Raw genomic sequence first — 24,247 nt, forward strand, 5'->3', positions numbered from 1 at the left:
CGATGATCTTGAAGCGGTTGCCGTAGCGGGAGACGACGCGTTCGAACTCGCCCTTGCGGAGAAGGCCGGTGTCGACGAAGACGCAGGTCAGCCGGTCGCCGAGCGCCTCGGAGAGGAGGACCGCGGTCACCGTCGAATCGACGCCGCCGGAAATGCCCATGACCGCCTTGGCGTCGCCCACCCGCTCCTTGGCTCCCTTGATGGCGGTGGCGGCGAAGTCCGCCATCAGCCAGTCGCCCCGGCAGCCGCAAACCTTGTAGAGGAAGTTTTCGAGGATCTCGCCGCCCAGCGGGGTGTGGTGGACCTCGGGGTGGAATTGCAGGCCGTAGAAGTTCCGCCCCGGCAGGTAGAAGCCGGCGTGCGGACAGTCCTCGGTGGCCAGGATGTCGACGCAGTCGGGGGGAAGCTCGGTCACCCGGTCGCCGTGGCTCATCAGGACGTCGAATTTCTTCGGCAGCCCCTCCAGGAGGGGCGCCTTGGCGATGACGGTGGCCACCGAGCGCCCGTACTCGCGCACCCCCGAGGGCCCGACTTCGCCGCCGAGCGACAGAGCCATGAGCTGGGCGCCGTAGCAGATGCCCAGCACCGGCACGCCGAGCTGATAGATGCCGGGATCGCTGATCGGGGCGTCGTCATCGTAGACGCTGGCCGGGCCGCCCGACAGCACGATGCCGGTGGGCCGCATGGCCGCCAGTTTGTCGAGGGGCAGGGTGTAGGGGTGGATCTCGCTGTAGACTTTTTGTTCACGGATGCGGCGGGCGATCAGTTGGGTGGTCTGCGAGCCGAAATCGAGGATGACGATCTTTTGCGTATGGGTGGACATAGGTTGCCTTTCTCGGGTTGAAAGCTGGGAAACGGGGGTTACAGTCCTTCCGTCCGGTAGTTCGGGGCTTCTTTGGTGATGATGACGTCGTGGACGTGCGACTCGCGCAAGCCGGCCGAGGAGATCTGGACAAAGCGGGCCTTCTGGTGCAGCTCCTCGATGGTGGCCGCGCCGGTGTAGCCCATGCCCGAGCGCAGGCCGCCGAGCAGTTGGTAGATCATCTCCGAAATCGGGCCGCGGTAGGGCACCTTGCCTTCAATACCCTCGGGCACCAGCTTGCTGCTTTGGCTGTCCTGGAAATAGCGGTCGCCGGAGCCGTCCTTCATGGCGCCGATGGAGCCCATGCCCCGGTAGCCCTTGTATTTCCGCCCCTGATAGAGGAAGGTGTCCCCCGGCGTCTCGTCGGTTCCGGCAAAGAGCGAACCGATCATCACCGAGTGGGCCCCGATGCCGATGGCCTTGCAGATATCGCCCGAGAACTTGATGCCGCCGTCGGCGATCACCGGGACATTGTGTTTGGAGGCGGCCTCGACGCAGTTGCGCAGGGCGGTCAGCTGCGGCACGCCGACCCCGGCCACGATCCGGGTGGTGCAGATCGAGCCCGGCCCGACCCCGACCTTGACGCCGGTGGCGCCGGCCTTGATCAAGGCCTCGGTGGCCTCGCCGGTGGCCACATTGCCGGCGATAACCTGCAGCTCGGGGAAGTGGGCCTTGATCTCCCGCAGGGCGGAGAGGATGCCGGCGGAATGGCCGTGGGCCGAGTCGAGCACCACCACGTCGACCTTGGCCTTGACCAGGGCCTCGGTACGCGGCAGCAGATCGGGCCCGACCCCGAGAGCGGCGCCGGCCAGCAGCCTCCCCATGGAATCCTTGGCCGCGTTGGGATACTGCTTGATCTTCTCGATGTCCTTGATGGTGATCAGGCCCTTGAGCCGGCCGGTGTCGTCGACGATCAGCAGCTTCTCGATCCGGTGCTCGTGGAGCAGGGCCTTGCAGTGGGGCAGGTCGATGCCGACCGGCGCGGTGACCAGGTTCTTGCTGGTCATGACGTCGTTGACCCGGAGGCCGTCGTCGGACACGAAGCGGAGGTCGCGATTGGTGACGATGCCCACCAGCTTGCCGCTATCGATCACCGGCAGGCCGGAAATGCGGTAGGTGCGCATGATCTGCTGCACCTCGGCCACGCTCTGGTAGGGGGAAACGGTGATCGGGTCGGCGATCATGCCGGATTCCGATTTCTTCACCCGTTCCACTTCCTTGGCCTGCATCTCGACGCTCATGTTCTTGTGGATGATGCCGATGCCGCCCTCCCGGGCCATGGCAATGGCGGTCTGGTGCTCGGTGACCGTGTCCATCGCGGCGCTGAGCAGCGGCGATTGCAGCTCGATGGTGTCGGTGAGCCGGGTCTTGAGCGATACCTCCGACGGCAGAACCTCGGAAGCGCCCGGGACCAGAAGGACATCGTCAAAGGTAAGGGCCAGGGGGATGTCTTGCTGAAACATAGGGTCTCCTTGTTGACTGGAGTGAAAACGGGGCCGTCTGTTGCTTCAGCCAGCCCGTTGCGATTCGTTGGTACGGTCCCACGGTGCGGAGCAGGGGGCGGGGAACGAACCGCCGGTTGCCGTCCGGTTCCGAAAAAAGGCGGAAGGTCGCCCTGCTCTTGGGGGAATTTTCACGGAATTGTATGTGGTTGTCGCGATCGAGCTCCGGCTGGATTCTGGTCGGCTTCGGTCAGCATAAAGTAGCATGTTCCGGTTAAAAAGAAAAGTCGGCTCGACGCGCGGCGGCTTCATCCCGCCCTCCGAGGGCCGGGTAATGCGCGGCGGGCGTATCCGCCGTGAAGACGCCGGAGATGGCGCGGAGAAATAACTGGATTTTTCCAAGCGTTCCTGCTTTAGTGATCTGCTTTTCACTTCGGCGCCACAGGCCGGCCCGCGCCGGGCATCGGCCGGCACAGTGTGTTGCCCCTTCCTCTGCCGCTTGTTGTTCGATGGCCAAAATTGTAGCGATCAATCCTTCCAACCCGCAGTCCCGGCTGATCAGCCAGGCCGTGGAAATTCTCCAGCACGGCGGGGTCATCTGCTATCCCACCGACACCATGTACGGTATCGGCTGCGATATTTTCAATCAAAAAGCGGTCAAGCGGGTCTACCAGATCAAAAGGCGCCCCAAGGACAAGCCCTTCAGCTTCATGTGCGCCTCTCTGACCAATATCAGCCAGTACGGCCATGTCGGCAACACCGCCTATCGGCTGATGCGGAAAAACCTCCCCGGGCCCTATACCTTTGTCCTCTCCGGAACCAAGCTGGTGCCCAAGATCATGCTGACCCGGCAGAAAACCGTGGGCATCCGGGTGCCCGACCACCCGATTTGCCTGGCACTGCTCGAGTCCCTGGACAATCCCCTGCTCAACACTTCCGCCTCGCTCGGGGAAGAGGAAGAACCGGTGTGCACCTGCCACGATGTCGACCGGATTTTCGGTCGGCAGGTGGACCTGATCATCGACGGCGGCGAGATCGTTCCCGCCCCTTCCACGGTTATTTCGCTGCTGACCGAGCAACCCGAAATCCTCCGCGCCGGCAAAGGGGACATCGAGCCGTTCGCCTAGCGTCTCGTCCGTTTCCGAAAAAAGCGCGAAATAAAAAAGACCGGGCCCGAGGGGGTCCGGTCTTGCACCTGCATGGGGAGCGGAGCTTATTCCGCTTCTTCGTCGATCAGGACTTCCTTCAATGACTTGCTCATGGTGAAGTGGAGCGTCTTGCGCGCCGGGATGTTCATCATCTTGCCGGTCTTCGGATTCTTCGTGGTCCGCGGTCTGCGGGTCCGCACGGAAAAACTGCCGAAGCCCCGGATCTCCACCCGCCGTTCCTCGGCCAGGGCCTGGGAGATTTCTTCGAGAATAATGTCAACTGCCTGTGCTATGTCCTGCTTGTAATAGTCACCAAGTTGCTCGGAAACTTGATTGATCAATTCACGCTTGAGCATGATCTGTATCCTTTCTTGACCAACCGCGCCTGCCGGACTTGGGCCCGGCCGAACGCGGAAAGATGAGTGGGGGAGTGTCGGCCCCGCCCGTGCCGGAGACACGGGCGGGGCCGCACCCCGGGTGGTTTCATCGAAGAAACGCTTCCGCGCTTATTTGTTGTTGTCCTCACCGGCGGCCGCCTTCAGGAGGTCGCCGAAGGTGGAGGGCGCAGCGCTCTGAGCCTTCTGGAGGTATTCCTCCGGAATGGCGCCATTGTTGTCTTCCTTTTCCTGCAGGGCCTTCACCGACAGGCCGATCTTGCGGTCGTCGGCGGACACGTTGATGACCATGGCCTTCAAGGTCTCGTTGACGTTGAACATGCCCACCGGGGTCTTGACCTTGTCCTTGGAAATTTCGGACACGTGCACCAAACCTTCGATTCCTTCCTCCAGCTGGACGAAGACGCCGAAGTCGGTGACGTTGGTGATGGTGCCCTCAACGGTGGAACCGATCGGATAGTTGCTGGCCGCGGCCTGCCACGGATCGGGCTCCAGTTGCTTGACCCCCAGGGAGAACCGCTCGTTTTCCTTGTCGATCTTCAGCACGACCGCCTGAATGGTCTCACCCTTGGCATATTTCTCGGACGGATGCTTGATCCGCTCGGTCCAGGAAAGGTCGGAGACGTGGATCAAACCGTCGATGCCTTCTTCGATACCGATGAAGATGCCGAAATCGGTGATGTTTTTAATCTTGCCTTCAATGACCGAACCAACCGGGTAGCTCTCTTCGACCACATCCCAGGGATTGGGCTGCAGCTGCTTCATACCCAGGGAAATGCGCTTGGTCTCGGCCTCGACCTTGAGCACCTGCACCTCGATCTCCTCGCCGACGCCGACAATCTTGGACGGATGGCGCGGTTTTTTCGACCAGCTCATCTCGGAGATGTGCACCAGGCCCTCGACCCCCTCTTCCAGTTCGACGAACACGCCGTAATCGGTGATCGAGACCACTTTGCCCTTGACCCTTGACCCTGGAGGATACTGGGAGGGAACCCGCTCCCACGGGTCGGTCTTGAGCTGCTTGACGCCCAGGGAAACGCGGTCGGAGTTCTTGTCGTACTTGAGAATCTTGACCTCGATTTCCTCGCCGACGTTGTACAGCTTGGACGGATGCGAAACCCGGCCCCAGGAAAGGTCGGTGATGTGGCAGAGACCGTCCATGCCGCCCAGGTCGATGAACAGACCGTAGTCGGTGATATTGGTAATGGCGCCACGGATGATCTGGCCTTCTTCCAGGGAAGTGCGCATCTGCTCGCGCAGGGCGGTCCGCTGATTTTCCAGGATGGCCCGCCGGCTGATGACCACGTTGTTGCGTTTGCGGTTGAACTTGAGAATCTTGAACTCAAAGGTCTGGCCGATGAGGGCGTCGAGATCCTTGACCGGCCGCAGGTCGATCTGCGAGTAGGGCAGGAAGGCGGGAACGCCGATATCGACGGACATGCCACCCTTGACCCGGTTGTCGATACGGCCCTCGATGGTCCCGTCTTCTTCCTGGATCTTGGCAATCTGCTCCCAGACTTTGATGGCGATGGCCTTTTCGCGGGAAAGCAGCAAGCCGCCTTCTTCCTTGCGTTTTTCGATGAACACTTCGAATTGGTCGCCGATCTTGATGACCCGGTCCGGGTCCTCATGGCGGAATTCGGCAAGCGGAATGTAGCTTTCCGCCTTGTCGCCGACATCGATCAGGACAGCGTCGCTGCTCAACCCGACAACGGTGCCAATGGCAACCTCGCCGACGTTGATGACCGTGTTGTTGTCTTCCTGTTCGAACAGTTCCGCAAAGCTCATTTCTTCGTTGCTGGGGTCAGCTGCCGCAAAAGCGGGTTGAGTTCCGTTTTTTGTCATGGAATTCCCTGTGATGACCGATGGCGGTCTTTGGTAAGTGGTTGATGGTGGGGAAAAGGTGGGCTTTCCCTTGCGATGGATAAAACAAGTCTATTTAACAGAAAATTTCGCGGAAAACAACTGTTTCCTGTTGAAAAAAGGTATTTCTTGGCGGGCCGCCCCAAGGACGGACGACTGGGCGGGAGTGGCTGCGTCTTGCTCAGCGTTTGCCGTAAACGCCCAATTCCTCGAGGACCGGGCCGAACAATTCCTCGTAGGCCGGAATGCCCTTGCGCAGGATGACGTCGAGATGGCGCAGGTCGTTGTTGTTGACGGTGAGATTGGCGCTGTGGGCCAGGGCCTCGAGATTGTACAGGGTGTGGAACTGGTCGCCGATCAGGATGTAGAAAACGTAGCGCCGCCGGTCCATGGTCAGCTTGCGCATGTGGGCGTGAAACAAGGACTGCTCCAGCGCCCCTTCCAGGTTGGCTTGAAAGACGATGCAGGCGAAATTGACGAATTGCATCCCGTCCAGCGCATCGGCCACCGAATCGGCCATGACCACCTGATAGCCCACCGATTCCAGGGCCTCTTCGATGCTTTTGCGCTGGTCGTTTTCCTGATGGAGCACCAGGGCCGTGGGCACATCCTCCACCTTGTCCGCATCCTGATAAAGCCCCAATTCCAGCCAGTCCAGTTTCGGCGGCGGTGGCGGCTGCACCTGGCGGGGCTGGCTGGGGGGCGCGGCTGCATTGGCGGCTGCATTTTTATCCAGGGAAATGGCGCCGCGGCACATGGGGCACTTGATGGTCAGTAATTTGCCGGGGGCCAGTTGGGCCAGGGCCTGCTCCAGGCGGGCGGTCTGGTCGGGGGTGAGCTGAAGCGGTTTTTTGCAGGAGGGGCAATGGGTCAGCATGATGGCGAAGCCTCGGGCAGTGGGAACGGGAAGTGGTGTCCGTTTTGTTGGATTGTCGTTGGCAAAGGTTCGGTCGGGCCGGCGCCGTCACCGCCTGTAGGGGTCGTCCGGCTCCTGCTGCTCCATGCGCAGGCCGTCGATGTTGGAGGTCCGTTCGCCCCGGGCGGCCTTGACCGTGTCCATGCCCCGTTTGATCTCGCTGCGGTGGGAGGCGTAGAGCGCGGCCGCTTCCTCGGTGATCAGGCCGGATTCGAAAAGTTCCAGCAGGTGCTGGTCGAAGGTGCGCATGTCGCGCGCCGAGCCGTCCCGGATGACGTTGTAGAAGGTCTTTTCCTCGGTTTCGCCATTGATGATCAGGTCGCGGATTCGCATGCTGGTGCAGAGGATTTCCAGGGCGGCGACCCGGCCGCCACCGACTTTGGGCGGCAGGCGCTGGCTGACCACCCATCGGATGGTGTCAGCCAGCCGGTTGCGGACCTGGGGCTGCTCGTCCTGCTCGAACATGCCGAGCACGCGGTTGATGGTCTGGCCGGTATCAATGGTGTGCAAGGTGGAGAAGACCAAGTGGCCCGTCTCCGCGGCGGTCAGGGCGATTTCCAAGGTTTCCCGGTCGCGGATCTCGCCGACCAGAATGACCTTGGGCGCCTGGCGCAGGGCGGCCCGGAGGCCGTTGGCAAAGGTGTCGAAGTCGTCGCCCATCTCCCGCTGGTTGAAGGTGGCCTTCTTGTGGGGATGGACATATTCGATCGGGTCTTCCAGGGTGACAATGTGCACCGGACGCTCCTCGTTGATCTTGTTGAGGATCGCGGCCATGGAGGTGGTCTTGCCGGTGCCGGTGGCGCCGGTGAACAGGATCAGGCCGTTGAGCTCGCGGGCCATCTTTTTGAAGGCGTCGGGAAAATGGTAGTCCTGGATCGAGGGGATCTTGGTCTCCAGTTTTCGCAGCACGGTCGAATAATTACCTTTTTGGGAAAATACATTGACCCGGAAGCGGTGCTTTTCGTCGAGGGCATAGGAAAGGTCGCAGGAGCCTTTGGTGATCAGGTCCCGGATCAGGCGGCGGTTGCCGCCGATCAGGTTGAGGGCGAAGACCTCGGCCTGAAAAGGGGTCAGCTCGGTAACCGGCGGGCTGACGTCGACCGGCACCAGCACGCCGTCGCTTTCCACCTGCAGGGTCTTGCCCACGGTGACGTTGAGATCGGAAACCCGCTCGTGCTTGTTGAGCATGGCGGTGATCCAATAGTTAATCTCCTGTTGTTTCATGCGGCATCCCGTTATAGAATTGGCGGAAATATCTCTGTTAGTTTCTATCGCTTCCGGGCGAGAAAAGACAAGAAAAAAATTCAATTACATTGAGGTGTAACATGGCCAACCCCCTGCGGAGCGCGGTGACGACGGAAGGAAGAAGAATGGCGGGGGCGCGGGCCCTGTGGCGGGCCAACGGCATGCGGGAGGAACAGATCGGCCGGCCGGTGATCGCGGTGGTCAACTCGTTCACTCAATTCGTTCCCGGGCATGTGCATCTCCATCAAATCGGCCAGCGGGTCAAGGAGAAAATCGAGGCGCTGGGTTGTTTCGCCGCCGAGTTCAACACCATCGCCATTGACGACGGCATTGCCATGGGCCACGACGGCATGCTGTACTCGCTGCCCTCACGAGAGCTGATCGCCGATTCGGTGGAGTACATGTGCAACGCCCACAAGGCCGACGCCATGGTCTGCATCTCCAACTGCGACAAGATCACCCCCGGCATGCTGATGGCGGCGATGCGGCTCAACATTCCGGCGATTTTCGTCTCCGGCGGGCCGATGGAGGCCGGACGGGCCGGCAACAAGGCCCTGGACCTGATCGATGCCATGATCATGGCCGGCGACGAGACGGTGAGCGACGCCGAGGTGGCTGAAGTCGAGCGCTCCGCCTGCCCCACCTGCGGCTCCTGTTCGGGCATGTTCACCGCCAACTCGATGAACTGCCTCAACGAGGCCCTGGGGCTGGCCCTGCCGGGTAACGGCACGGTGGTCGCCACCCATGCGGCCCGGCTGGCCCTGTTCGATCGGGCGGCGGAGCGCATCGTCGCCATGTGCGAGGCCTGGTACGGCCGGGGCGACGCCTCGGTGCTGCCCCGCTCCATCGCCACCAAGTCCGCCTTCGAGAATGCCATGGCGCTCGACATCGCCATGGGCGGCTCGACCAACACCGTGCTGCACATCCTGGCCGTCGCCCACGAGGCCGGGGTCGATTTCACCATGGCCGACATCGACGCCCTGTCCCGGCGGGTGCCCAACCTGTGCAAGGTGGCGCCCAGCTCCTCCTACCACGTGGAGGATGTCAACCGGGCCGGTGGCATTCTCGGCATTCTGGCCGAATTGGACCGCGGCCAGCTGCTGGACGCCAGCGTGCGTCGGGTCGACGGCCTGACTCTGGCCCAGACCCTGGCACAGTACGATATCACGCGGCCCGAGGCCACCGAGGCGGCGAAAAGTCTGTATCGCAGCGCCCCGGCCGGCAAGCGCAACCTGGTCATGGGGTCGCAGCAGACCCTTTTTCCCGAGCTGGACACCGACCGGAGTGCGGGCTGCATCCGCGACATCGCCCACGCCTATTCCCGGGACGGCGGCCTGGCGGTCCTGTACGGCAACATCGCCGAGAAGGGGTGCATCGTCAAGACGGCCGGGGTCGACGCCTCGATTCTCCATTTCACCGGCGTGGCCAAGGTCTACCATTCCCAGGAAGAGGCGTGCGATGCCATCCTGGACGGCGCTGTCCAGGCCGGCGACGTGGTTTTCATCCTGTACGAGGGGCCCAAGGGCGGGCCGGGGATGCAGGAGATGCTCTACCCCACCTCCTATCTCAAATCGCGGCACCTGGGGGCTGCCTGTGCCCTGGTGACCGACGGCCGTTTTTCCGGCGGTACCTCCGGGCTGTCGATCGGCCATGTCTCGCCCGAGGCGGCCAGCGGCGGTGCCATCGGCCTGGTTCGCCAGGGCGACCGTATTGATATCGATATCCCGCAGCGGACCATTACGCTGCTGATCGACGACCAGGAATTGGCCGCCCGCCGCCGTGAGGAGGAGGGGCGCGGAACCCTGGCCTTCACTCCCAAGCGGGATCGCAAGGTATCGAAAGCATTGCAGGTGTATGCCCGTTTCGCCGCTTCCGCCGACCAGGGCGCGGTCCGGCTGCTCGACATCTGACCGGTCCGTCGCCGCCTTGGCGGCACATGGGCACCATCGGGGGATCGTTCGCCAACGCGTGGCCGATCCCCCTTTGTTTTTGGCACCGAGGCGGGCAACGCGCGTCAAGGTGGTGGTGCCGTTCAGGCGTCGGGCAAGAGGACGGATCGGAAAAAACGGCAGCGGCAGCCGTGGATGGCCAACAGGGTGCGGATCATTGCCGCGTTGCAGGATCTGTGCAGGGCGAAGGCTGCGTCACCCGCCATTGAAACTGGCGGTACGGAGGGCGGCAACGGGCTGGAAAGATAAGAGGTGGGGACCGCGGCCCCGGAAAAGATTGTTCCACGCACGGCCTGGTCGGGCGCGTGCGTGGACGAAAGCAGGCGTTGACTACAGCTTGACCACGTTTTCGGCAGCCGGACCCTTGGCACCGCTGACGACCTCGAATTTCACCCGGTCACCCTCCTTCAGGGATTTGAATCCTTGGCCCTGAACCGCGGAATAGTGGACAAAGACATCTTTGCCGCCATCCTGCTGGATAAAGCCGAATCCCTTGGAATCATTGAACCATTTCACCGTTCCTTCTGCCATCGCCGTTCCTCCTTGTGTCAACGACTTTACTCTGACCTGGGGTGCAGGCCATCTTTGGGATGCGGGTTTATACACCAGATAGCCGAACCCGACGCCGTCAAGGCGCCCAACCCGGTACCTGTAAGGTATATCCCCTGGAAAATCGTACCTTTCCCTGGCCGGTTTCCGTCCATATCCTTACACGCTTTCTCGTGTCGTGCGCGGCCGAAATCGCGGCAACGCCATGCGGGGCAGGCCGGACAAGACGGCCGCTTAGAGGCATGGGGCACAAGAAGACCGAAAGGGGGGATGTCGTTCATTCAGTGGAGACGCGCAGGGAAATATCGGTGCAGCAGGCAAAAGGAAGATGTTCGGCGGCAAATGGAGTCAACAGGGACGGGGAACAAGTACGATCTACCACAGATATTCGAACAGTTCTGCCTGAGTGAGGAATAAAACGTATTGTACGTATGAGCAATTAGGAATTTTTCTACCGCAAACTCCCTTGAAATGCCAGAGTTTTTTTTGCTTGTCCGGTTTTTCCCCTGCCCGCCCGGACGCGGCGAATCAGGCCGCCGCGGTTTCCTTGAGCAGGGGGAATCCCATCGCTTCCCGTTGCTCGACGTAGCGTTGCGCCACCTGGCGGGCAATGTGGCGGATGCGGCCGATGTAGCGGGTGCGTTCGGCCACGCTGATGGCCTTGCGGGCGTCGAGCAGGTTGAAGGTGTGGGAACACTTGAGGCAGTAGTCGTAGCCGGGCAGGATCAGGTTCTTCTCGACTAATTTCAGGGCCTCGCGTTCGTAGGTGTCGAAGGCGTGGAACAGCTCGGCGACATTGGCCTCCTCGAAATTGAAGGCGGAAAATTCCTTCTCGGCCTGGTGGAAGATCTCGCCGTAGGTCACCTCCTTGTTCCAGGCGATGTCGTACACCGAATCCACCTTCTGGAGATACATGGCGATCCGTTCCAGGCCGTAGGTGATTTCGGCGGTGACCGGCTTGAGATCGATGGAACCGGCCTGCTGGAAATAGGTGAACTGGGTGATCTCCATGCCGTCCAGCCAGACCTCCCAGCCCAATCCCCAGGCTCCCAGGGTGGGCGATTCCCAGTCGTCCTCGACAAAGCGGATGTCGTGCTCCAACAGGTTGAGGCCGAACCGTTTCAGGCTCTCCAGGTACATGGCCTGAACGTCCTTGGGCGAGGGCTTGATCACCACCTGATACTGGTAATAGTGCTGCAGCCGGTTGGGGTTCTCGCCGTAGCGGCCGTCGGTCGGCCGCCGCGACGGCTGGACGTAGGCGGCCTTCCACGGTTCGGGTCCCAGGGCCCGGAGCAGGGTGGCCGGATGGAAGGTGCCGGCGCCGACTTCCATGTCGTAAGGCTGCATGACAACACAGCCCGCGGATGCCCAATAGCTGTTCAAGGTGGCGATGATGTCCTGAAAGTACATGGTGCAATCTTTCCAGTATTGATTGTTCCGGGATCGTGGCTACAAGTATGCGGCAATCTACCACAGGACAGGGCCTCGGTAAACGAAATTGTCGGACGGCGGCGTGTGCGGCCACGGCCGGGATCCGGCGACGTGCGGGGCAGGGGGCGAGGCGGTCCCCAAGAAGGGCAAGGCACAATGGAACCACAATTTCTTCGCATTCGCGGGGCGCGGATGCACAACCTGAAAAATATTTCCGTCGATCTGCCGCGCAACCGGCTGATCGTCTTCACCGGCCTGTCCGGGAGCGGCAAGTCGACCCTGGCCTTCGACACCCTGTACGCGGAAGGCCAGCGGCGCTACGTCGAATCGCTCTCCACCTATGCCCGCCAGTTTCTCGGCCAGATGGACAAACCCGACGTCGATCTGCTGGAGGGATTGTCGCCGGCGGTCTCCATCGAACAGAAAACCACCAGCAAGAATCCGCGCTCGACCGTGGGCACGGTGACCGAGATCTACGACCATCTCCGTCTGCTGTTCGCCCGGGCCGGCCAGCCCCACTGCCCCCAATGCGGCCAGGCGATCCGTTCCCAGTCGGTGCACGACATGCTCGAATCCCTGCTGGCCCGCCAGGAGGGCGAGAAGGTGATCTTGCTGGCGCCGTTGGTGACCCGGAAAAAAGGCCAGCACGAGCAGGTGCTGCAACGGCTGCGCAAGGAAGGTTTCGTCCGGGTGCGGATCAACGGCGAGGTGCGCCAGCTGGGCGAGGAGATCGTCCTCGACAAGAACAAACGGCACACCATCGAGGCGGTGATCGACCGCCTGGTGATCAAGGCTTCGATCCGACGGCGGCTGGACGAGTCGGTGAGCACCGCCGTGGCCTTGGGCGGCGGCGCCATGTTGGCCCACTTTCCCGACACCGGCGAAGAGACACTGTTCAGCGAATCGGCCGCCTGCCATCAGTGCGGCATTTCGATGCCCGAGCTCTCCACCCAGCTGTTTTCCTTCAACAATCCCCAGGGCGCCTGCCCGGTGTGCGGCGGTCTGGGCGTCAACCAGTTCATCGACGAGCAGCTGCTCGTGCCCGACCCATCGCTCTCGCTGGTGGACGGCGCCATCGTGCCCTGGACCCGGCGGCGGCTTTCCACCCAGGCCGATCAATGGATCGAGGCCTTTGCCCGCCATTACCGCTTCGATCCGAACACCCCCTTCGCCGATCTGCCGGCCAAGGCCCGGGAGGGGCTTTTGCACGGCACCGGCCGGGAAAAGCTCGAGTTCGTGCACAGCCGGGGCAAGCGCACCCTGGCCTCGCAGATCGCCTTCGAGGGCATCGTGCCCCGCCTCAATCGGTTGTTCCGCGAGACCACCTCCGCCCGTCTGCGCGAGGAAGTGGAAGGGTTCATGAACGAGCAGGGCTGCCCGGCCTGCCAGGGCGCCCGGCTCAAGCCCGAGGCCCTGGCGGTGCGGGTCGGCGGCTGGTCGATCATCGAGTTGTGCCGGATGGCCATCGAGCAGCTGATCGAGGAGTCGGACAAGCTGGACTTCGAGCCGCGGCAGGCGATCATCGCCAAGCCCATTCTCAAGGAGATCCGCGAGCGACTCTTTTTCCTGCGGGGGGTGGGGCTGGGTTACCTGTCGCTCGACCGCAAGGCGGGCACCCTTTCCGGCGGCGAGGCCCAGCGCATCCGCCTGGCCTCGCAGATCGGCTCCGGCCTGGCCGGGGTCTTGTACATCCTCGACGAGCCGAGCATCGGCCTGCACCAGCGCGACAACAACAAGCTGATCAAGACCCTGGTCAACCTCCGCGACCTGGGCAACACGGTGATCGTGGTCGAGCACGATTCGGACACCATCGCCCATGCCGACCACGTGCTCGACATCGGCCCGGGTGCGGGCGTGCACGGCGGCGAGATCATCTATTCCGGCCCGGTGCCCGGCCTGCTCGACTGCGAGGCCTCCCAGACCGGCGGCTACCTGGCGGGCCGGCTGAAGATCGAGGTGCCGGCGACCCGTCGTCCGGCCGGCGACCGGGCCATCGAGGTGCGGGGCGCCTCCGTCAACAACCTGCGCGATCTCACCGTGCGCTTTCCGCTGGGAGTGATGACCTGCGTCACCGGGGTCTCCGGTTCGGGCAAGAGTTCCCTGGTGATCGAGACCCTGTTCCGCGAGGCCGAGCGGTATGTCGCGGACAAGAAGGGCTATCTCAAGGGAAAGCACCTGCTGTACGGCATGGAGCAGCTCGACAAGGTGATCGACATCGACCAGAGCCCCATCGGCCGCACGCCGCGCTCCAACCCGGCCACCTACACCGGGGTGATGACGCCCATCCGCGAGCTGCTCGCCCGCCTGCCGGAATCGCGCGCCCGGGGCTACCAGCCGGGCCGGTTCAGCTTCAACATCAAGGGCGGCCGCTGCGAGACCTGCGAGGGCGACGGCGTCATCCGTATCGCCATGCATTTCTTGCCCGACATTTACGTCACCTGCGAGCGCTGCCAGGGCAGGCGCTACAACCAGGAGACCCTGGATATCCGCTACAAGGGCAAGAACATCGCCGAAATTTTGCGAATGACCGTGGAGGAGGCCCTGGCCTTTTTCCAGAACGTGCCGCCGATCGCGGGCCGGCTGCAGACCATCGTCGATGTCGGCCTGGGGTATCTCTCCCTGGGGCAAAGCTCGGTGACGCTCTCCGGCGGCGAGGCCCAGCGGGTCAAACTGGCCAAGGAGCTGAGCCGCCGGTCCACCGGCCAGACCCTTTATATCCTCGACGAACCCACCACCGGCCTGCATCCGGCCGATATCCAGCACCTGCTCCGGGTGCTGGGGCGGCTGGTCGACGGTGGTAACACCGTGGTGGTGATCGAGCACAATCTCGACGTGATCAAGACCGCCGACCATGTGATCGACATCGGCCCGGAAGGCGGCAGCGGAGGCGGGCAGGTGGTCGCCACCGGTAGCCCCGAGGCGATCGCCGGCGTTCCCCAGTCCTATACCGGCATGTTCCTCAAGCAGTTCCTCAACGGTGATTGAACGGGAACGGTTTTTTCATTGTCTTTCCGTTGCTTCCCCTGGTAGGATGCCCCGGACCGAATAACCCGCCGGTGTTCCGTAACCCACCGGCTTTGAATGACTTCCACCACAAGGACAACCCATGGCCGAGCAGACCCCCAACCAGCAGGAAATCCCGATTTTCCGCATGCAGAAGATGTACATCAAGGATTTTTCCTTTGAGAGCCCCAATGCCCCGAAGGTGTTTCTGGTGCGCAATCAGGATCCCAAGGTGGATTTCAACCTGCAATTGAAAAACCAGAAGATCGATGACGACCACAGCGAGGTCTCCATCGCCATCACCGCCAAGGTGCTGGACAAGAACAACGACGATTCGGTGATGTTCATCGTCGAGATCGAGCATGCCGCTGTTTTCCTGATGAAGAACATTCCCCAGGAGCACCACGACCGGGTGCTGGCGGTCGACTGTCCCCTGATGCTCTTCCCCTTCACCCGCCAGGTCGTCTGTCAGGCCGCGGTGGACGGCGGCTTCATGCCGTTCTTGATGGAGCCGATCAACTTCATCGCCCTCTACGACAATGCCCAGCGGCAGCAGGACGCGTGAGGCGCTCGACGGTGCCGCGATCGATCTGACTGTTTGATGGCGATTTGAACCGGGGCGGATGGCACCCGGTTCCTCCGCAGCACAAAAGAAAAACGGCGGACAAGCGCAAAACGCGTGTCCGCCGTTTTTCTTGGGAGCGTCCAACATGGGTGGGGGTACTCCTGCGGGTGCAATGAAGCGCACCTGCTTGGGGGCGATTGATTGCGGGAAGGAGGCATGGAGCGCAACCGCGAGCCGGAGGTCAACCGCGAAATTCTCGCGATCGAAGCAAAGCGGTGCACATCCGCCGGTTGTCCAGTGAGAGGCAAAACGTATGGCACACATCGTGCATTCGTTTTGCCCGGCACCAAAGTGACCTCACAATTTTGATTTTTTCATACGGTTAAGGATGCATATCAAAATCATCCGCCTTTTTTTCCTGCTCAGTTGTTTCCTGCCTGGGTTGGTCTTGGCGGCGACCACCCAAACAATCCATGTTGAATGGGGATATATCCCGCCCATTTCGCCGGCCGTGACCGGATTCAAGCTGTATCAAGAGGGGGTGAGCGGTGCTGTTTGCACAACCGCGAATGCCAAGGCGACCTCAATGGACTGCATGGTGGAGCTGCCTGCGGGCTCCGCCACCGACTTCACCTTGACCGCCATCTTCGACGACGGTACTGAAAGTCCGCGCTCCACACCCTTTCCTTTTGCGTCGTCCGTTGACACCTTGGCTATGCAAGGTCTTCCGGCAGGGCAAGGGGCAACCGTCGGCAAACAGCTCAGCTTCTCCTGGGAATACAATCAGACGGCCACTGTCGAAGGATTCCGCATTTATCAGAACTCAAACCTGCTCTGCCAAACCAACGACCCGAGCGCGCGGCAACTGACCTGCACCGCCGACCTCGTGACCATTCCGGCGAGTTACACTCTGACCGCGATCAATGCCGACCACACCGAGACCAGTTTTTCCAACTCCATCGTTTATGCGGGCAGCATCAGCACCGACACCGGCACCAAAAAACTCAAGGCTATGATCGCCGCCAACACCGTCACCGGACCGGTGCCGCTGCCGGTTAGCTTTGACGCCTCCGCGTCAACCGGCAGCGTGACGCGCTATCTGTGGGATTTTGGCGATGGCTCGACCTCGACAGCCGCCATCGCCAGCCATACCTACGCCAGAGCAGGCACGTACCTGGCCAAATTAACGGTTGCCGACAGTAGCGGCGTCACCGACACGGCAACCGTCGCCATCACGGCTTTCAATCCTGTTGTGGCGCCCACCCTTCCGACCGCTGTTATCTCGTCCTCGGTGGCAGCGGGACCCGCGCCGCTCACCGTCAGTTTCGATGGATCAGGCTCGAGCGCCACCAACGCCACCCTTTCCCTCTATACCTGGGGTTTCGGGGACGGCGCCGCGGGAACCGGTGCCACCGTCTCCCATACCTACACCACGGCAGGTACCTACTTTGTTGTTTTGTTTGTTATTGATAGCAAGGGGCGCGGCAATTGGGCCCTGACTCCTGTGACCGTCACCGCACCAGAGAGGAGCAACGAACCGCCTCAGGCGGTGATCAGCGCTACGCCGACGGACGGGCCGGTGTCGCTCGCGGTCACCTTCGACGGAGGCGGTTCGACCGACAGCGACGGCAGGATCGTCAATTACGTGTGGGATTTTGGCGACAATGGTGAGACGGCCACCGGTCAATCGGTCACCCATACCTACACCACGGCCGGCTCATTCATTGCCACTTTGCAGGTAGCGGACGATCGAGGAGCGATCAGTACCGCCAGTATCACCATTGTCGCAAATGACGAACAGCGGTCGGTGGGCGTTACGTCGGCGGGCGTTACAATAGAAGCCGGTGAGGTTGCGGTTGGCAACGAATGGGTGCGTGTTCCTTTGGCCACACCGTTCACCAACCCGATCGTGGTCGCCGGCCCGCCGAGCTTCAACGATGCCGAGCCTTGCACGGTCCGTATCCGCAATGTCGATCCAACCGGTTTTGACATCAGGCTGACCGAATGGAACACCCTGGATGGCACCCATTCGCCAGAAACAGTCAGCTACCTGGTGATGGAGCAAGGTCACTATATTCTGCCCGATGGCGCGGCCGTCGAAGCCGGCAGTTTTACGGGCGCCGCCAAGTTCAAACTCATGGCTTTCAAATCCTTCTTTGCCAAGAGTCCGGTGGTGCTCACCACTGTTGCCACAGTGAATGATGCGACAACCGTAAGCGGTCGACTCAGGTACATCTCGCCATCCGGTTTCGCGTACTCGTACCAGGAACGGGAATGGGACCTCAACAATCACTTGGACGAAACCGTCCATTACATCGCTTGGGAACCGGGTAGCGGCATGCTCGGCACGTTGCAGTATGCGGTAGGCAAGACAGTCAACTCGGTGACCGACGCCTGGTATAGCGAACACTATAAGAGTGTGTTTCCCCAACCGCCTTTGCTTCTGGCCGACATGCAAACCACCAATGATGCCAGTCCCGCTGCCCTGCGGGTGCAGGAGCAGGCCGCAACGGGATTCCAGGTCAAGGTTGAGCAGGCTGCGAGCAACGAAACCAAACATGCCGCCGAAACCGCAGGCTACATCGCCCTTGATCAGGTGCCGGCCAAGAAGTGAAGCCTGCCCTTGCTTTTGATCAACCTTGTTGGGAAAAGTCTTGGTGCGAGTTTTTTTTTTTTGAAAATTTAAGATGAACGATTCGCCCCTGCCGGTCACGCCTTCTTGAAAATCAGGCAGGCGTTGGTGCCGCCGAAACCGTAGCTGTTGCTCATCACCGTGGCGAGGCGGGCGTCGCGGTTGGCAATGACGATGTTGTGGTCCTCCGCTTCCGGATCCAGCGCCTCAATGTTGGCCGAACCGCAGATGAAGCCGTGGTTCAGCATCAGCAGACTGTAGATGGCCTCGTGCACCCCGGCCGCGCCCAGGCTGTGGCCGGAGAGGGACTTGGTCGAGCTGATCGGCGGGTTGTCCGTGCCGAACACCTCGCGGATGGCCCGCAGTTCCACCAGGTCGCCGATGGGGGTGGAGGTGCCGTGGGCATTGATGTAGTCGATGGGGCCGGATGCAGTCGCCAGGGCCAGGAGGATGCAGCGCACCGCGCCCTCGCCCGAGGGCTGCACCATTTCCGAGCCGTCGGCCGTGGCGCCGTAGCCCACCACCTCGGCGTAGATGTTCGCCCCGCGTTTCTTGGCCCGCTCGTACTCCTCCAGCACCACCAGGCCGGCGCCGTTGGCAACGACAAAGCCGTCGCGGTCGCGGTCGTAGGGGCGGGAGGCCCGTTCCGGGGTGTCGTTGAACCGGGTGGACAGGGCGCCCATGGCATCGAACATGGCGGTCTGGGTCCAGTGTTCCTCGTCGGCGCCGCCGGCAAAAACCACGTCCTGCTTGCCCAGTTGGATCTGTTCCATGGCCGCGCCGATGCAGTGCGACCCGGTGGCGCAGGCCGAGGAAATCGAATAGCACAGGCCCTTGATCCGGTGGGTGCTGGTCAGGCAGGCGGAAACCGTGCTGCTCATGGTCCGGGGCACCATGAAGGGCGAAAGCCGCTTCAATCCTTTTTCCCGCATGATGTCGGCTGTGGTCACCACGTTTTCGGCCGAGGTGCCGCCGGAGCCGATGATCAGGCCGGTGCGGGGGTGGGAGACCTCGTCCTCGCCCAAACCGGCATCGGTGATGGCCTGCTGCAGGGCGATGGAGGCATAGGCGGCGGCATTGCCCATGAAGCGCAGATTTTTCTTGTCGATCTGTTCCTTCAAATCCACTTTGGTGAAGCCGCCGATCTGGGAGCGCAGCCCCATGTCGCGGTAGGAGGGATAGGCGTGGATGCCCGAACGGCTCTCCCGCAAGGAGGCCAGGACTTCGGCGGTGGAGTCGCCCAGGGGCGAGACGATGCCCATGCCGGTGATTGCTACTCGTCGCATCTCATTCTCCGCTTCCGGATTCCCGGTGCACGGCCAATGGGCCGCAGCTCTGGCAGACCGGCATGACCTCGACCGTACAGATGTTGACATGCGGCGGCACCGTGGTCACCCAGTGGACGATCTCGGCGATATCGACCGGCCGCAGCGGCTGGGTGCCCTTGTAGACCGAGTCGGCCTTGTCCTTGTCGCCGTGGAAGCGGACAATGGAAAACTCGCTTTCCGAGAGCCCCGGCTCGATGTTGGTCACCCGGATCTTGGTGTGGATCAGATCGGTGAGCAGGTTGCGGGAGAATTGCTTGACAAATGCCTTGGTGGCGCCGTAGACGTTGCCGCCCGGATAGGGGTAGGTGCCGGCGATCGAGCCCATGTTGACGATGTGGCCGCGATTGCGGGCCACCATGGCCGGCAGCAGGCAGCGGGTGAGGTAGCACAGTCCCTTGATGTTGGTGTCGATCATGCTTTCCCAGTCGGCGAGGCTGGCCCGGTGGGCGCCTTCCAGGCCGAGCGCCAGGCCGGCGTTGTTGACCAGGACGTCGATGTCGCGGAATCCTTCGGGCAGGTCCCGGACCATGGCCTCCACCGCGCCTAGGTCGCGGATGTCGAGGCCGACGGCGTGGATCGGAACGGCGCCGTATTGCCCGCGCAATTCCTCAAGTCGCTCGACCCGGCGGCCGGTAACGACGAGCCGCCAGCCTTCGGCGGCAAACCGCTCGGCGCAGGCCCTGCCAAAACCGGAGGTCGCTCCGGTGATACAAACGGTTTTCTGCATGATTTACTCCAGTTAATGCGGTTTTTCCAAAGTCCATAGGGAACCAGGTTTGCCTGCAAAAAACAACCTCTTTCCAGAAAAGTCTGGAATCTCTCATGGTTGTGTTTATAGTTGGAAACATCGTTGTCATCGGAAACATCCCGTCAATTTGTTCAACCGGTTTCCAAGGAGGCCACCATGCTGAAAAAGAAGATACTCAAGGCGCTGAACGATCAGATCAATGCGGAAATGTATTCCTCCTACCTGTATCTGGCCATGGAGGCCTATTTTCAGTCGATTAGCCTCAAGGGCTTTGCCGCCTGGATGCGGGTGCAAGTGCAGGAGGAATTGATGCACGGCATGAAGTTCTACGATTTCGTCAACGAGCGCGGCGGCAAGGTGACCTTGGAGGCCATTGCCAAGCCGGAAACCTCCTGGAACTCGCCGCTGGCCGTTTTCGAGGCGGTTCTCAAGCACGAGGAGCATGTCACCAGCCTGATCAACGACCTGGTCGATCTGGCGATCGGCGAAAAGGACCACGCCACCAACAATTTCCTCCAATGGTTCGTCTCCGAGCAGGTGGAAGAGGAAGCCAGCGCCGGCGAAATCGTCGAGAAACTCAAGCTGATCAAGGGCGATACCTCGGGCCTGTTCATGGTTGACGCCGAACTGGGCAAACGGGTCTTTACCATGCCCGCGCCCACCGCCTAAACCGGGTCTTTCGGCTTGAGCAGCCGGAAAATCAAGCACGAGGTCGCCGCGCTGCTGCAGGGCCGGGACCTTGCCGCCATCATGGAGGCGATGCGCCGTTATCCGGCCAAGGAAGCGGTCAACGCCCTGTTCGCCCTGATCTGTCGGGACGAGCAACAGCTGCGGTGGCATGCGGTCAGTTGCATGGGCGAGGCCGTGGCCCGGCTGGCGGAGACGGACATGGAGGCGGCGCGGATCGTGATGCGCCGCTTTCTCTGGAGCCTCAACGACGAATCCGGCGGCATCGGCTGGGGCGCCCCGGAAGCCATGGCCGATGCCATGTGCCGCCATGCCGGCCTGGCCGAGGAATATGTCCACATGCTCATTTCCTATATGCGCGAAGACGGTCCGGAAATCTGCCAGGACGGCAACTATATCGAGCATCCCTTGCTGCAGCGCGGTCTGTTCTGGGGCGTGGCCCGGTTGAGCGGCTGCCGGCCCCGGCTTCTGCTCGACAAGGGCGCCGGAGAGCATATCCCCCCCTACTTGGGTGCCGAGGACGCCATCGTGCGCGGGCTCGCCGCCCAGGCGGCCGGCCTCCTTCGGCTGACCGCCTCCGGAGCGGTGCTGCGGACCTTGGCGCACGATCCGGCGCCCTTGACCCTGTACCGGGACGGCCGGTTCGATGCGACCACGGTCGGCGCCCTGGCCCAAGCCGCCTTGGAGTCGATGCCTTCATGACCGCCCCCCCCCTTTTTCCCGCTGTCGCCTGCGTGCAGTTCGCCATCACCCTCGGGGCGGTGGAGCACAACCTCAAAGAGGCGGAGCGGCTGATCGATCGATTCGGGCCCGCGCCCGGCACCCTGCTGGTGCTGCCCGAGATGTGGGCCACCGGCTTCGACTACGAACGGACGGCGGAGTTGGGACAACGAGCCCCGGAAATCCTGGCCGCGATGCAGCGGATCGCCGTTCGCCACGACGTCCATGTGGCCGGTACCTTGACCGATCCGGCCGACGACGGCGGCCTGCCGGCCAACACCCTGGCCGTGGTCGGGCCGCAGGGGGTGATCGGCCGCACGGCCAAGCAGCACCTGTTCGCCCATTGGCAGGAGGACCGTCACTACCGGGGCGGCGACGCCGTGGCCCCGATTCGGACGCCGCACGGTCCGCTGGCCGGGCTGGTCTGCTACGACCTCCGCTTTCCCGAGGTGGCCCGGCGGCAGGTCTTCGCCGGCAGCCGCCTGCTGGCGGTATCGGCCGAGTGGCCGCTGAGCCGGGTCGATCACTGGCAGACCCTGGTGCGCGCCCGGGCCATCGAGAACCAGGTCTTCGTGGCCGCTGCCAACGGCTGCGGCCGGACCGGGACCATGGAGATGGCCGGCCATTCGATGATCGTGGCGCCCGACGGCACGGTGATGCGGGCGGCCGGCACCGAGCCCGCGGTGATCGGCTGTCCGCTCGACAACAGCTTGATCGACGAACAGCGGCGCCGTTTCTATGCGGCCGGCGACCAATCGTGGACTACCCCCGATTGCGGCAAGATCCGTTCGCTTGAGGCCCTGCGCGCCGACTTGGCCTTCATCCGCCACCAGGGCAGCCGCGTCGCCTTTACCAACGGCTGTTTCGATATCCTCCACGCCGGCCATGTCAGCTATCTGGAAGCGGCGCGCCGCACCGCCGACTGCCTGGTGGTGGGGCTGAACACCGACGATTCGGTGCGCGGGCTGAAGGGACCGGGCCGGCCGATGAACACCGAGGCCGACCGGTCACGGGTCCTGGCAGCCTTGGGTTGCGTGGATTTTGTCGTGCTTTTTGCCGAGCCCACCCCGATTCGGCTGATCACCGCCCTGATGCCCGACGTCCTGGTCAAGGGCGCGGACTATAGCGAGGAGCGGATCGTTGGCGCGCCGGAGGTCAAGGCCGCCGGCGGCCGGGTGGTGCGGATCGCCTTCGAGCATGATTGCTCGACCACCGGCCTGATCGACCGAATCAAGGCATCCTTGTGATCTATTTGTGATTCCATCTAGAAATGCAGCCAGGAGGGTTGGTCATGACAACGGTTCGAATTCAAGGAATGAAGTGTCAGCATTGCGCGGCCACGGCCAAAAAGGCCTTGGAAGACCTGGGTGCCACCGAGGTCGTCATCGATCTGGACAAGGGTGAAGCCCGGTTCGAGGGCACGCTCGATGGCGCGGCGGTGCGGCAGGCCATTGCCGCCAAGGGTTTTGCCGTGGTCGAATAACCGTTCCCGGCCGTAGCCGCCGATGCCGGCCGAGTGCCGGTTCCGGGCGGACGGCGGGCTGGCAATCCTAGACAGAAGATGTCGAATTCCAGCGGCCTCCTCGGTGAGAGGGCCGCTTTTCTTGCGTGGAGATACGGAGATGAAGATCAAGCCCCTGCTGCTCGGCATCGGAGGCATCGTGGTGGTGGTCGGCCTGTTGGCCGGCGCCAAGGCCCTGCAGATCGGCACCCTCATCAAAAAGGGCAAGGAGACCAAGATTCCGCCCGAGGTAGTGGCCACCAGCCGGGTCCAGCAACAGACCTGGGAGTCGCTGGTGACTGCGGTCGGCTCGTTGGAAGCGGTCCAGGGCGTGACCGTTGCCGCCGAGCTGACCGGCAAGGTGGTCGCCATCGCCTTGGAGCCCGGTGCCCAGGTCAAGACGGGCGACCTGCTGGTCCAGCAGGACATTACCCAGGAAACCGCCCAGCTGCGGGCGGCGGAAGCGGCCGCGGCCCTGGCGCGGGTGACCTTTGAGCGGGCGAAAAAGATGCTGGAAACCAAGGTGGTGGCCGAGGCCAACTACGATAACGCCGAGGCCCAGCTCAAGCAGAGCCTGGCCCAGGCCGACACCATCCGGGCGATCATCGCCAAGAAGACCATCCGCGCCCCTTTCAGCGGCCGGCTGGGCATCCGTCAGGTGCATATCGGCCAGATCATCAAGGAGGGCACGCCGATCGTCTCTCTGCAGGCGCTTGATCCGATCTTTGTCAATTTCCTTGTTCCCCAGCAGCAGTTGGCCCAGGTGCGCCCAGGCTTCCCGGTGCGAATCACCTCCGACGGACTGCCGGCGGGCCAGGTGGTCACCGGCGCGATCACCGCGGTCAATCCCGAGGTCGACACTGCCAGCCGCAATCTCCGGGTCCAGGCCACGGTGGCCAACCAGGGCGAGCTCTTGCGGCCCGGGATGTTTGTCAATGTCGCGGTGGTGCAGCCGCAGTCCAGCTCGGTGCTGGCGATTCCAGCCACGGCCGTGCTGTACGCCCCGTACTCGGATTCGGTGTTCGTCGTCGAGCAGACCAAGGCCGGGGAGGGCGATCCGGCCAACGGCCAGGTGGTCCGGCAGCAGTTCGTCCGCCTGGGCGGGAAGCGCGGCGATTTCGTGGCCATTGCCTCGGGGCTGACGCCGGAGCAGACCGTGGTCGCCACCGGGGTGTTCAAGCTGCGCAACGGCCAGGCCGTGGCCGTCGACAACAGCCTGTTGCCGAAATTCGAACTGGCGCCGCAACCCAAGGACGATTGAAT

The 24,247-nt window shown here is 62.5% G+C and carries 21 protein-coding genes; 10 read left to right on the plus strand and 11 right to left on the minus strand.

What is annotated here, in order from left to right:
- From guaA to RMR13_RS04580, 3 genes are all read right to left on the minus strand, one after another.
- On the minus strand, positions 1-823 hold an 823-nt coding region (guaA, locus tag RMR13_RS04570; RefSeq protein WP_310599460.1), incomplete at its 3' end, for a glutamine-hydrolyzing GMP synthase.
- 38 nt (positions 824-861) lie between these two features.
- Positions 862-2,325, minus strand: coding sequence for an IMP dehydrogenase (gene guaB / locus RMR13_RS04575; RefSeq protein WP_310599461.1), 1,464 nt, complete (start codon positions 2,323-2,325; stop codon positions 862-864).
- A gap of 253 nt (positions 2,326-2,578) precedes the next feature.
- Positions 2,579-2,821, minus strand: coding sequence for a hypothetical protein (locus RMR13_RS04580; protein ID WP_310599462.1), 243 nt, complete (start codon positions 2,819-2,821; stop codon positions 2,579-2,581).
- On the opposite strand from RMR13_RS04580, the gene RMR13_RS04585 reads away from it, so the two are divergent.
- Positions 2,814-3,431 (plus strand): L-threonylcarbamoyladenylate synthase, encoded by a 618-nt coding sequence (locus tag RMR13_RS04585; protein ID WP_310599463.1) that lies wholly within the window; start codon positions 2,814-2,816, stop codon positions 3,429-3,431. The genes RMR13_RS04580 and RMR13_RS04585 overlap by 8 nt on opposite strands.
- An 86-nt stretch (positions 3,432-3,517) precedes the next feature.
- Here RMR13_RS04585 and RMR13_RS04590 read toward each other — a convergent pair whose 3' ends face one another.
- The 4 genes from RMR13_RS04590 to RMR13_RS04605 all read right to left on the minus strand — a co-directional run bounded on the left by RMR13_RS04590 (position 3,518) and on the right by RMR13_RS04605 (position 7,850).
- The gene (locus RMR13_RS04590) at positions 3,518-3,808 is read right to left on the minus strand and encodes an HU family DNA-binding protein (protein ID WP_028317781.1); all 291 of its coding nucleotides are present in this window, start codon (positions 3,806-3,808) and stop codon (positions 3,518-3,520) included.
- A 150-nt stretch (positions 3,809-3,958) separates the two neighbouring features.
- Positions 3,959-5,692 (minus strand): 30S ribosomal protein S1, encoded by a 1,734-nt coding sequence (locus RMR13_RS04595; RefSeq protein ID WP_310599464.1) that lies wholly within the window; start codon positions 5,690-5,692, stop codon positions 3,959-3,961.
- Between the two features lie 199 nt (positions 5,693-5,891).
- Complete coding sequence (locus RMR13_RS04600; protein ID WP_310599465.1) at positions 5,892-6,587, minus strand: hypothetical protein; 696 nt, start codon at positions 6,585-6,587, stop codon at positions 5,892-5,894.
- Positions 6,588-6,674: 87 nt separating this feature from the next.
- Positions 6,675-7,850 carry a PilT/PilU family type 4a pilus ATPase gene (locus RMR13_RS04605; protein WP_310599466.1) on the minus strand — a complete coding sequence of 392 codons (1,176 nt, stop codon included), beginning with the start codon at positions 7,848-7,850 and terminating at the stop codon, positions 6,675-6,677.
- A 101-nt stretch (positions 7,851-7,951) separates the two neighbouring features.
- Here RMR13_RS04605 and ilvD point away from each other — a divergent pair, with 101 nt between their 5' ends.
- On the plus strand, positions 7,952-9,781 hold the full coding sequence (ilvD, locus tag RMR13_RS04610) for a dihydroxy-acid dehydratase (RefSeq protein WP_310599467.1): 1,830 nt from the start codon (positions 7,952-7,954) through the stop codon (positions 9,779-9,781).
- Between the two features lie 369 nt (positions 9,782-10,150).
- On the opposite strand, the gene RMR13_RS04615 is transcribed toward ilvD, so the two are convergent.
- Positions 10,151-10,351, minus strand: coding sequence for a cold-shock protein (locus RMR13_RS04615; protein ID WP_309411576.1), 201 nt, complete (start codon positions 10,349-10,351; stop codon positions 10,151-10,153).
- A gap of 546 nt (positions 10,352-10,897) precedes the next feature.
- The gene (gene glyQ, locus RMR13_RS04620; protein WP_310599468.1) at positions 10,898-11,779 is read right to left on the minus strand and encodes a glycine--tRNA ligase subunit alpha; all 882 of its coding nucleotides are present in this window, start codon (positions 11,777-11,779) and stop codon (positions 10,898-10,900) included.
- A 177-nt stretch (positions 11,780-11,956) separates the two neighbouring features.
- On the opposite strand from glyQ, the gene uvrA reads away from it, so the two are divergent.
- From uvrA to RMR13_RS04635, 3 genes are all read left to right on the plus strand, one after another.
- The gene (gene uvrA / locus RMR13_RS04625; RefSeq protein ID WP_310599469.1) at positions 11,957-14,785 is read left to right on the plus strand and encodes an excinuclease ABC subunit UvrA; all 2,829 of its coding nucleotides are present in this window, start codon (positions 11,957-11,959) and stop codon (positions 14,783-14,785) included.
- A 121-nt stretch (positions 14,786-14,906) separates the two neighbouring features.
- Positions 14,907-15,368: a protein-export chaperone SecB gene (secB, locus tag RMR13_RS04630; protein ID WP_310599470.1), complete on the plus strand. Its 462-nt coding sequence runs from the start codon at positions 14,907-14,909 to the stop codon at positions 15,366-15,368.
- Positions 15,369-15,756: 388 nt separating this feature from the next.
- Entirely contained in the window at positions 15,757-17,982 is a 2,226-nt protein-coding gene (locus tag RMR13_RS04635) for a PKD domain-containing protein (RefSeq protein WP_310599471.1), read from the plus strand.
- Between the two features lie 95 nt (positions 17,983-18,077).
- Here the strand turns inward: RMR13_RS04635 and fabB are convergent, their stop codons facing one another.
- Complete coding sequence (gene fabB, locus RMR13_RS04640; protein WP_310599472.1) at positions 18,078-19,286, minus strand: beta-ketoacyl-ACP synthase I; 1,209 nt, start codon at positions 19,284-19,286, stop codon at positions 18,078-18,080.
- A 1-nt stretch (position 19,287) separates the two neighbouring features.
- Positions 19,288-20,055 (minus strand): SDR family oxidoreductase, encoded by a 768-nt coding sequence (locus tag RMR13_RS04645; RefSeq protein WP_310599473.1) that lies wholly within the window; start codon positions 20,053-20,055, stop codon positions 19,288-19,290.
- Between the two features lie 177 nt (positions 20,056-20,232).
- Here RMR13_RS04645 and RMR13_RS04650 point away from each other — a divergent pair, with 177 nt between their 5' ends.
- The 5 genes from RMR13_RS04650 to RMR13_RS04670 all read left to right on the plus strand — a co-directional run bounded on the left by RMR13_RS04650 (position 20,233) and on the right by RMR13_RS04670 (position 24,245).
- Positions 20,233-20,745 (plus strand): ferritin, encoded by a 513-nt coding sequence (locus tag RMR13_RS04650; protein WP_310599474.1) that lies wholly within the window; start codon positions 20,233-20,235, stop codon positions 20,743-20,745.
- Positions 20,746-20,760: 15 nt separating this feature from the next.
- Complete coding sequence (locus tag RMR13_RS04655; RefSeq protein WP_310599475.1) at positions 20,761-21,465, plus strand: DVU0298 family protein; 705 nt, start codon at positions 20,761-20,763, stop codon at positions 21,463-21,465.
- Entirely contained in the window at positions 21,462-22,730 is a 1,269-nt protein-coding gene (gene rfaE2 / locus RMR13_RS04660) for a D-glycero-beta-D-manno-heptose 1-phosphate adenylyltransferase (protein WP_310599476.1), read from the plus strand. Before RMR13_RS04655 ends, rfaE2 begins: the two co-directional genes overlap by 4 nt.
- A 44-nt stretch (positions 22,731-22,774) precedes the next feature.
- Positions 22,775-22,966: a heavy metal-associated domain-containing protein gene (locus RMR13_RS04665; protein ID WP_310599477.1), complete on the plus strand. Its 192-nt coding sequence runs from the start codon at positions 22,775-22,777 to the stop codon at positions 22,964-22,966.
- A gap of 139 nt (positions 22,967-23,105) precedes the next feature.
- Entirely contained in the window at positions 23,106-24,245 is a 1,140-nt protein-coding gene (locus RMR13_RS04670; protein ID WP_310599478.1) for an efflux RND transporter periplasmic adaptor subunit, read from the plus strand.
- Positions 24,246-24,247: the final 2 nt, after the last annotated feature.

This window comes from Desulfobulbus sp. (assembly GCF_031547805.1).
Lineage (GTDB): Bacteria > Desulfobacterota > Desulfobulbia > Desulfobulbales > Desulfobulbaceae > Desulfobulbus.

What these genes read in the sequence shown, in the direction of transcription:
- guaB (WP_310599461.1), bottom strand. Translation starts at nt 2,325, where the DNA reads ATGTTTCAGCAAGACATCCCCCTGGCCCTTACCTTTGACGATGTCCTT.
- RMR13_RS04585 (WP_310599463.1), top strand. Translation starts at nt 2,814, where the DNA reads ATGGCCAAAATTGTAGCGATCAATCCTTCCAACCCGCAGTCCCGGCTG.
- RMR13_RS04590 (WP_028317781.1), bottom strand. Translation starts at nt 3,808, where the DNA reads ATGCTCAAGCGTGAATTGATCAATCAAGTTTCCGAGCAACTTGGTGAC.
- RMR13_RS04595 (WP_310599464.1), bottom strand. Translation starts at nt 5,692, where the DNA reads ATGACAAAAAACGGAACTCAACCCGCTTTTGCGGCAGCTGACCCCAGC.
- RMR13_RS04600 (WP_310599465.1), bottom strand. Translation starts at nt 6,587, where the DNA reads ATGCTGACCCATTGCCCCTCCTGCAAAAAACCGCTTCAGCTCACCCCC.
- RMR13_RS04605 (WP_310599466.1), bottom strand. Translation starts at nt 7,850, where the DNA reads ATGAAACAACAGGAGATTAACTATTGGATCACCGCCATGCTCAACAAG.
- ilvD (WP_310599467.1), top strand. Translation starts at nt 7,952, where the DNA reads ATGGCCAACCCCCTGCGGAGCGCGGTGACGACGGAAGGAAGAAGAATG.
- RMR13_RS04615 (WP_309411576.1), bottom strand. Translation starts at nt 10,351, where the DNA reads ATGGCAGAAGGAACGGTGAAATGGTTCAATGATTCCAAGGGATTCGGC.
- glyQ (WP_310599468.1), bottom strand. Translation starts at nt 11,779, where the DNA reads ATGTACTTTCAGGACATCATCGCCACCTTGAACAGCTATTGGGCATCC.
- uvrA (WP_310599469.1), top strand. Translation starts at nt 11,957, where the DNA reads ATGGAACCACAATTTCTTCGCATTCGCGGGGCGCGGATGCACAACCTG.
- secB (WP_310599470.1), top strand. Translation starts at nt 14,907, where the DNA reads ATGGCCGAGCAGACCCCCAACCAGCAGGAAATCCCGATTTTCCGCATG.
- RMR13_RS04635 (WP_310599471.1), top strand. Translation starts at nt 15,757, where the DNA reads ATGCATATCAAAATCATCCGCCTTTTTTTCCTGCTCAGTTGTTTCCTG.
- fabB (WP_310599472.1), bottom strand. Translation starts at nt 19,286, where the DNA reads ATGCGACGAGTAGCAATCACCGGCATGGGCATCGTCTCGCCCCTGGGC.
- RMR13_RS04645 (WP_310599473.1), bottom strand. Translation starts at nt 20,055, where the DNA reads ATGCAGAAAACCGTTTGTATCACCGGAGCGACCTCCGGTTTTGGCAGG.
- RMR13_RS04650 (WP_310599474.1), top strand. Translation starts at nt 20,233, where the DNA reads ATGCTGAAAAAGAAGATACTCAAGGCGCTGAACGATCAGATCAATGCG.
- rfaE2 (WP_310599476.1), top strand. Translation starts at nt 21,462, where the DNA reads ATGACCGCCCCCCCCCTTTTTCCCGCTGTCGCCTGCGTGCAGTTCGCC.
- RMR13_RS04665 (WP_310599477.1), top strand. Translation starts at nt 22,775, where the DNA reads ATGACAACGGTTCGAATTCAAGGAATGAAGTGTCAGCATTGCGCGGCC.
- RMR13_RS04670 (WP_310599478.1), top strand. Translation starts at nt 23,106, where the DNA reads ATGAAGATCAAGCCCCTGCTGCTCGGCATCGGAGGCATCGTGGTGGTG.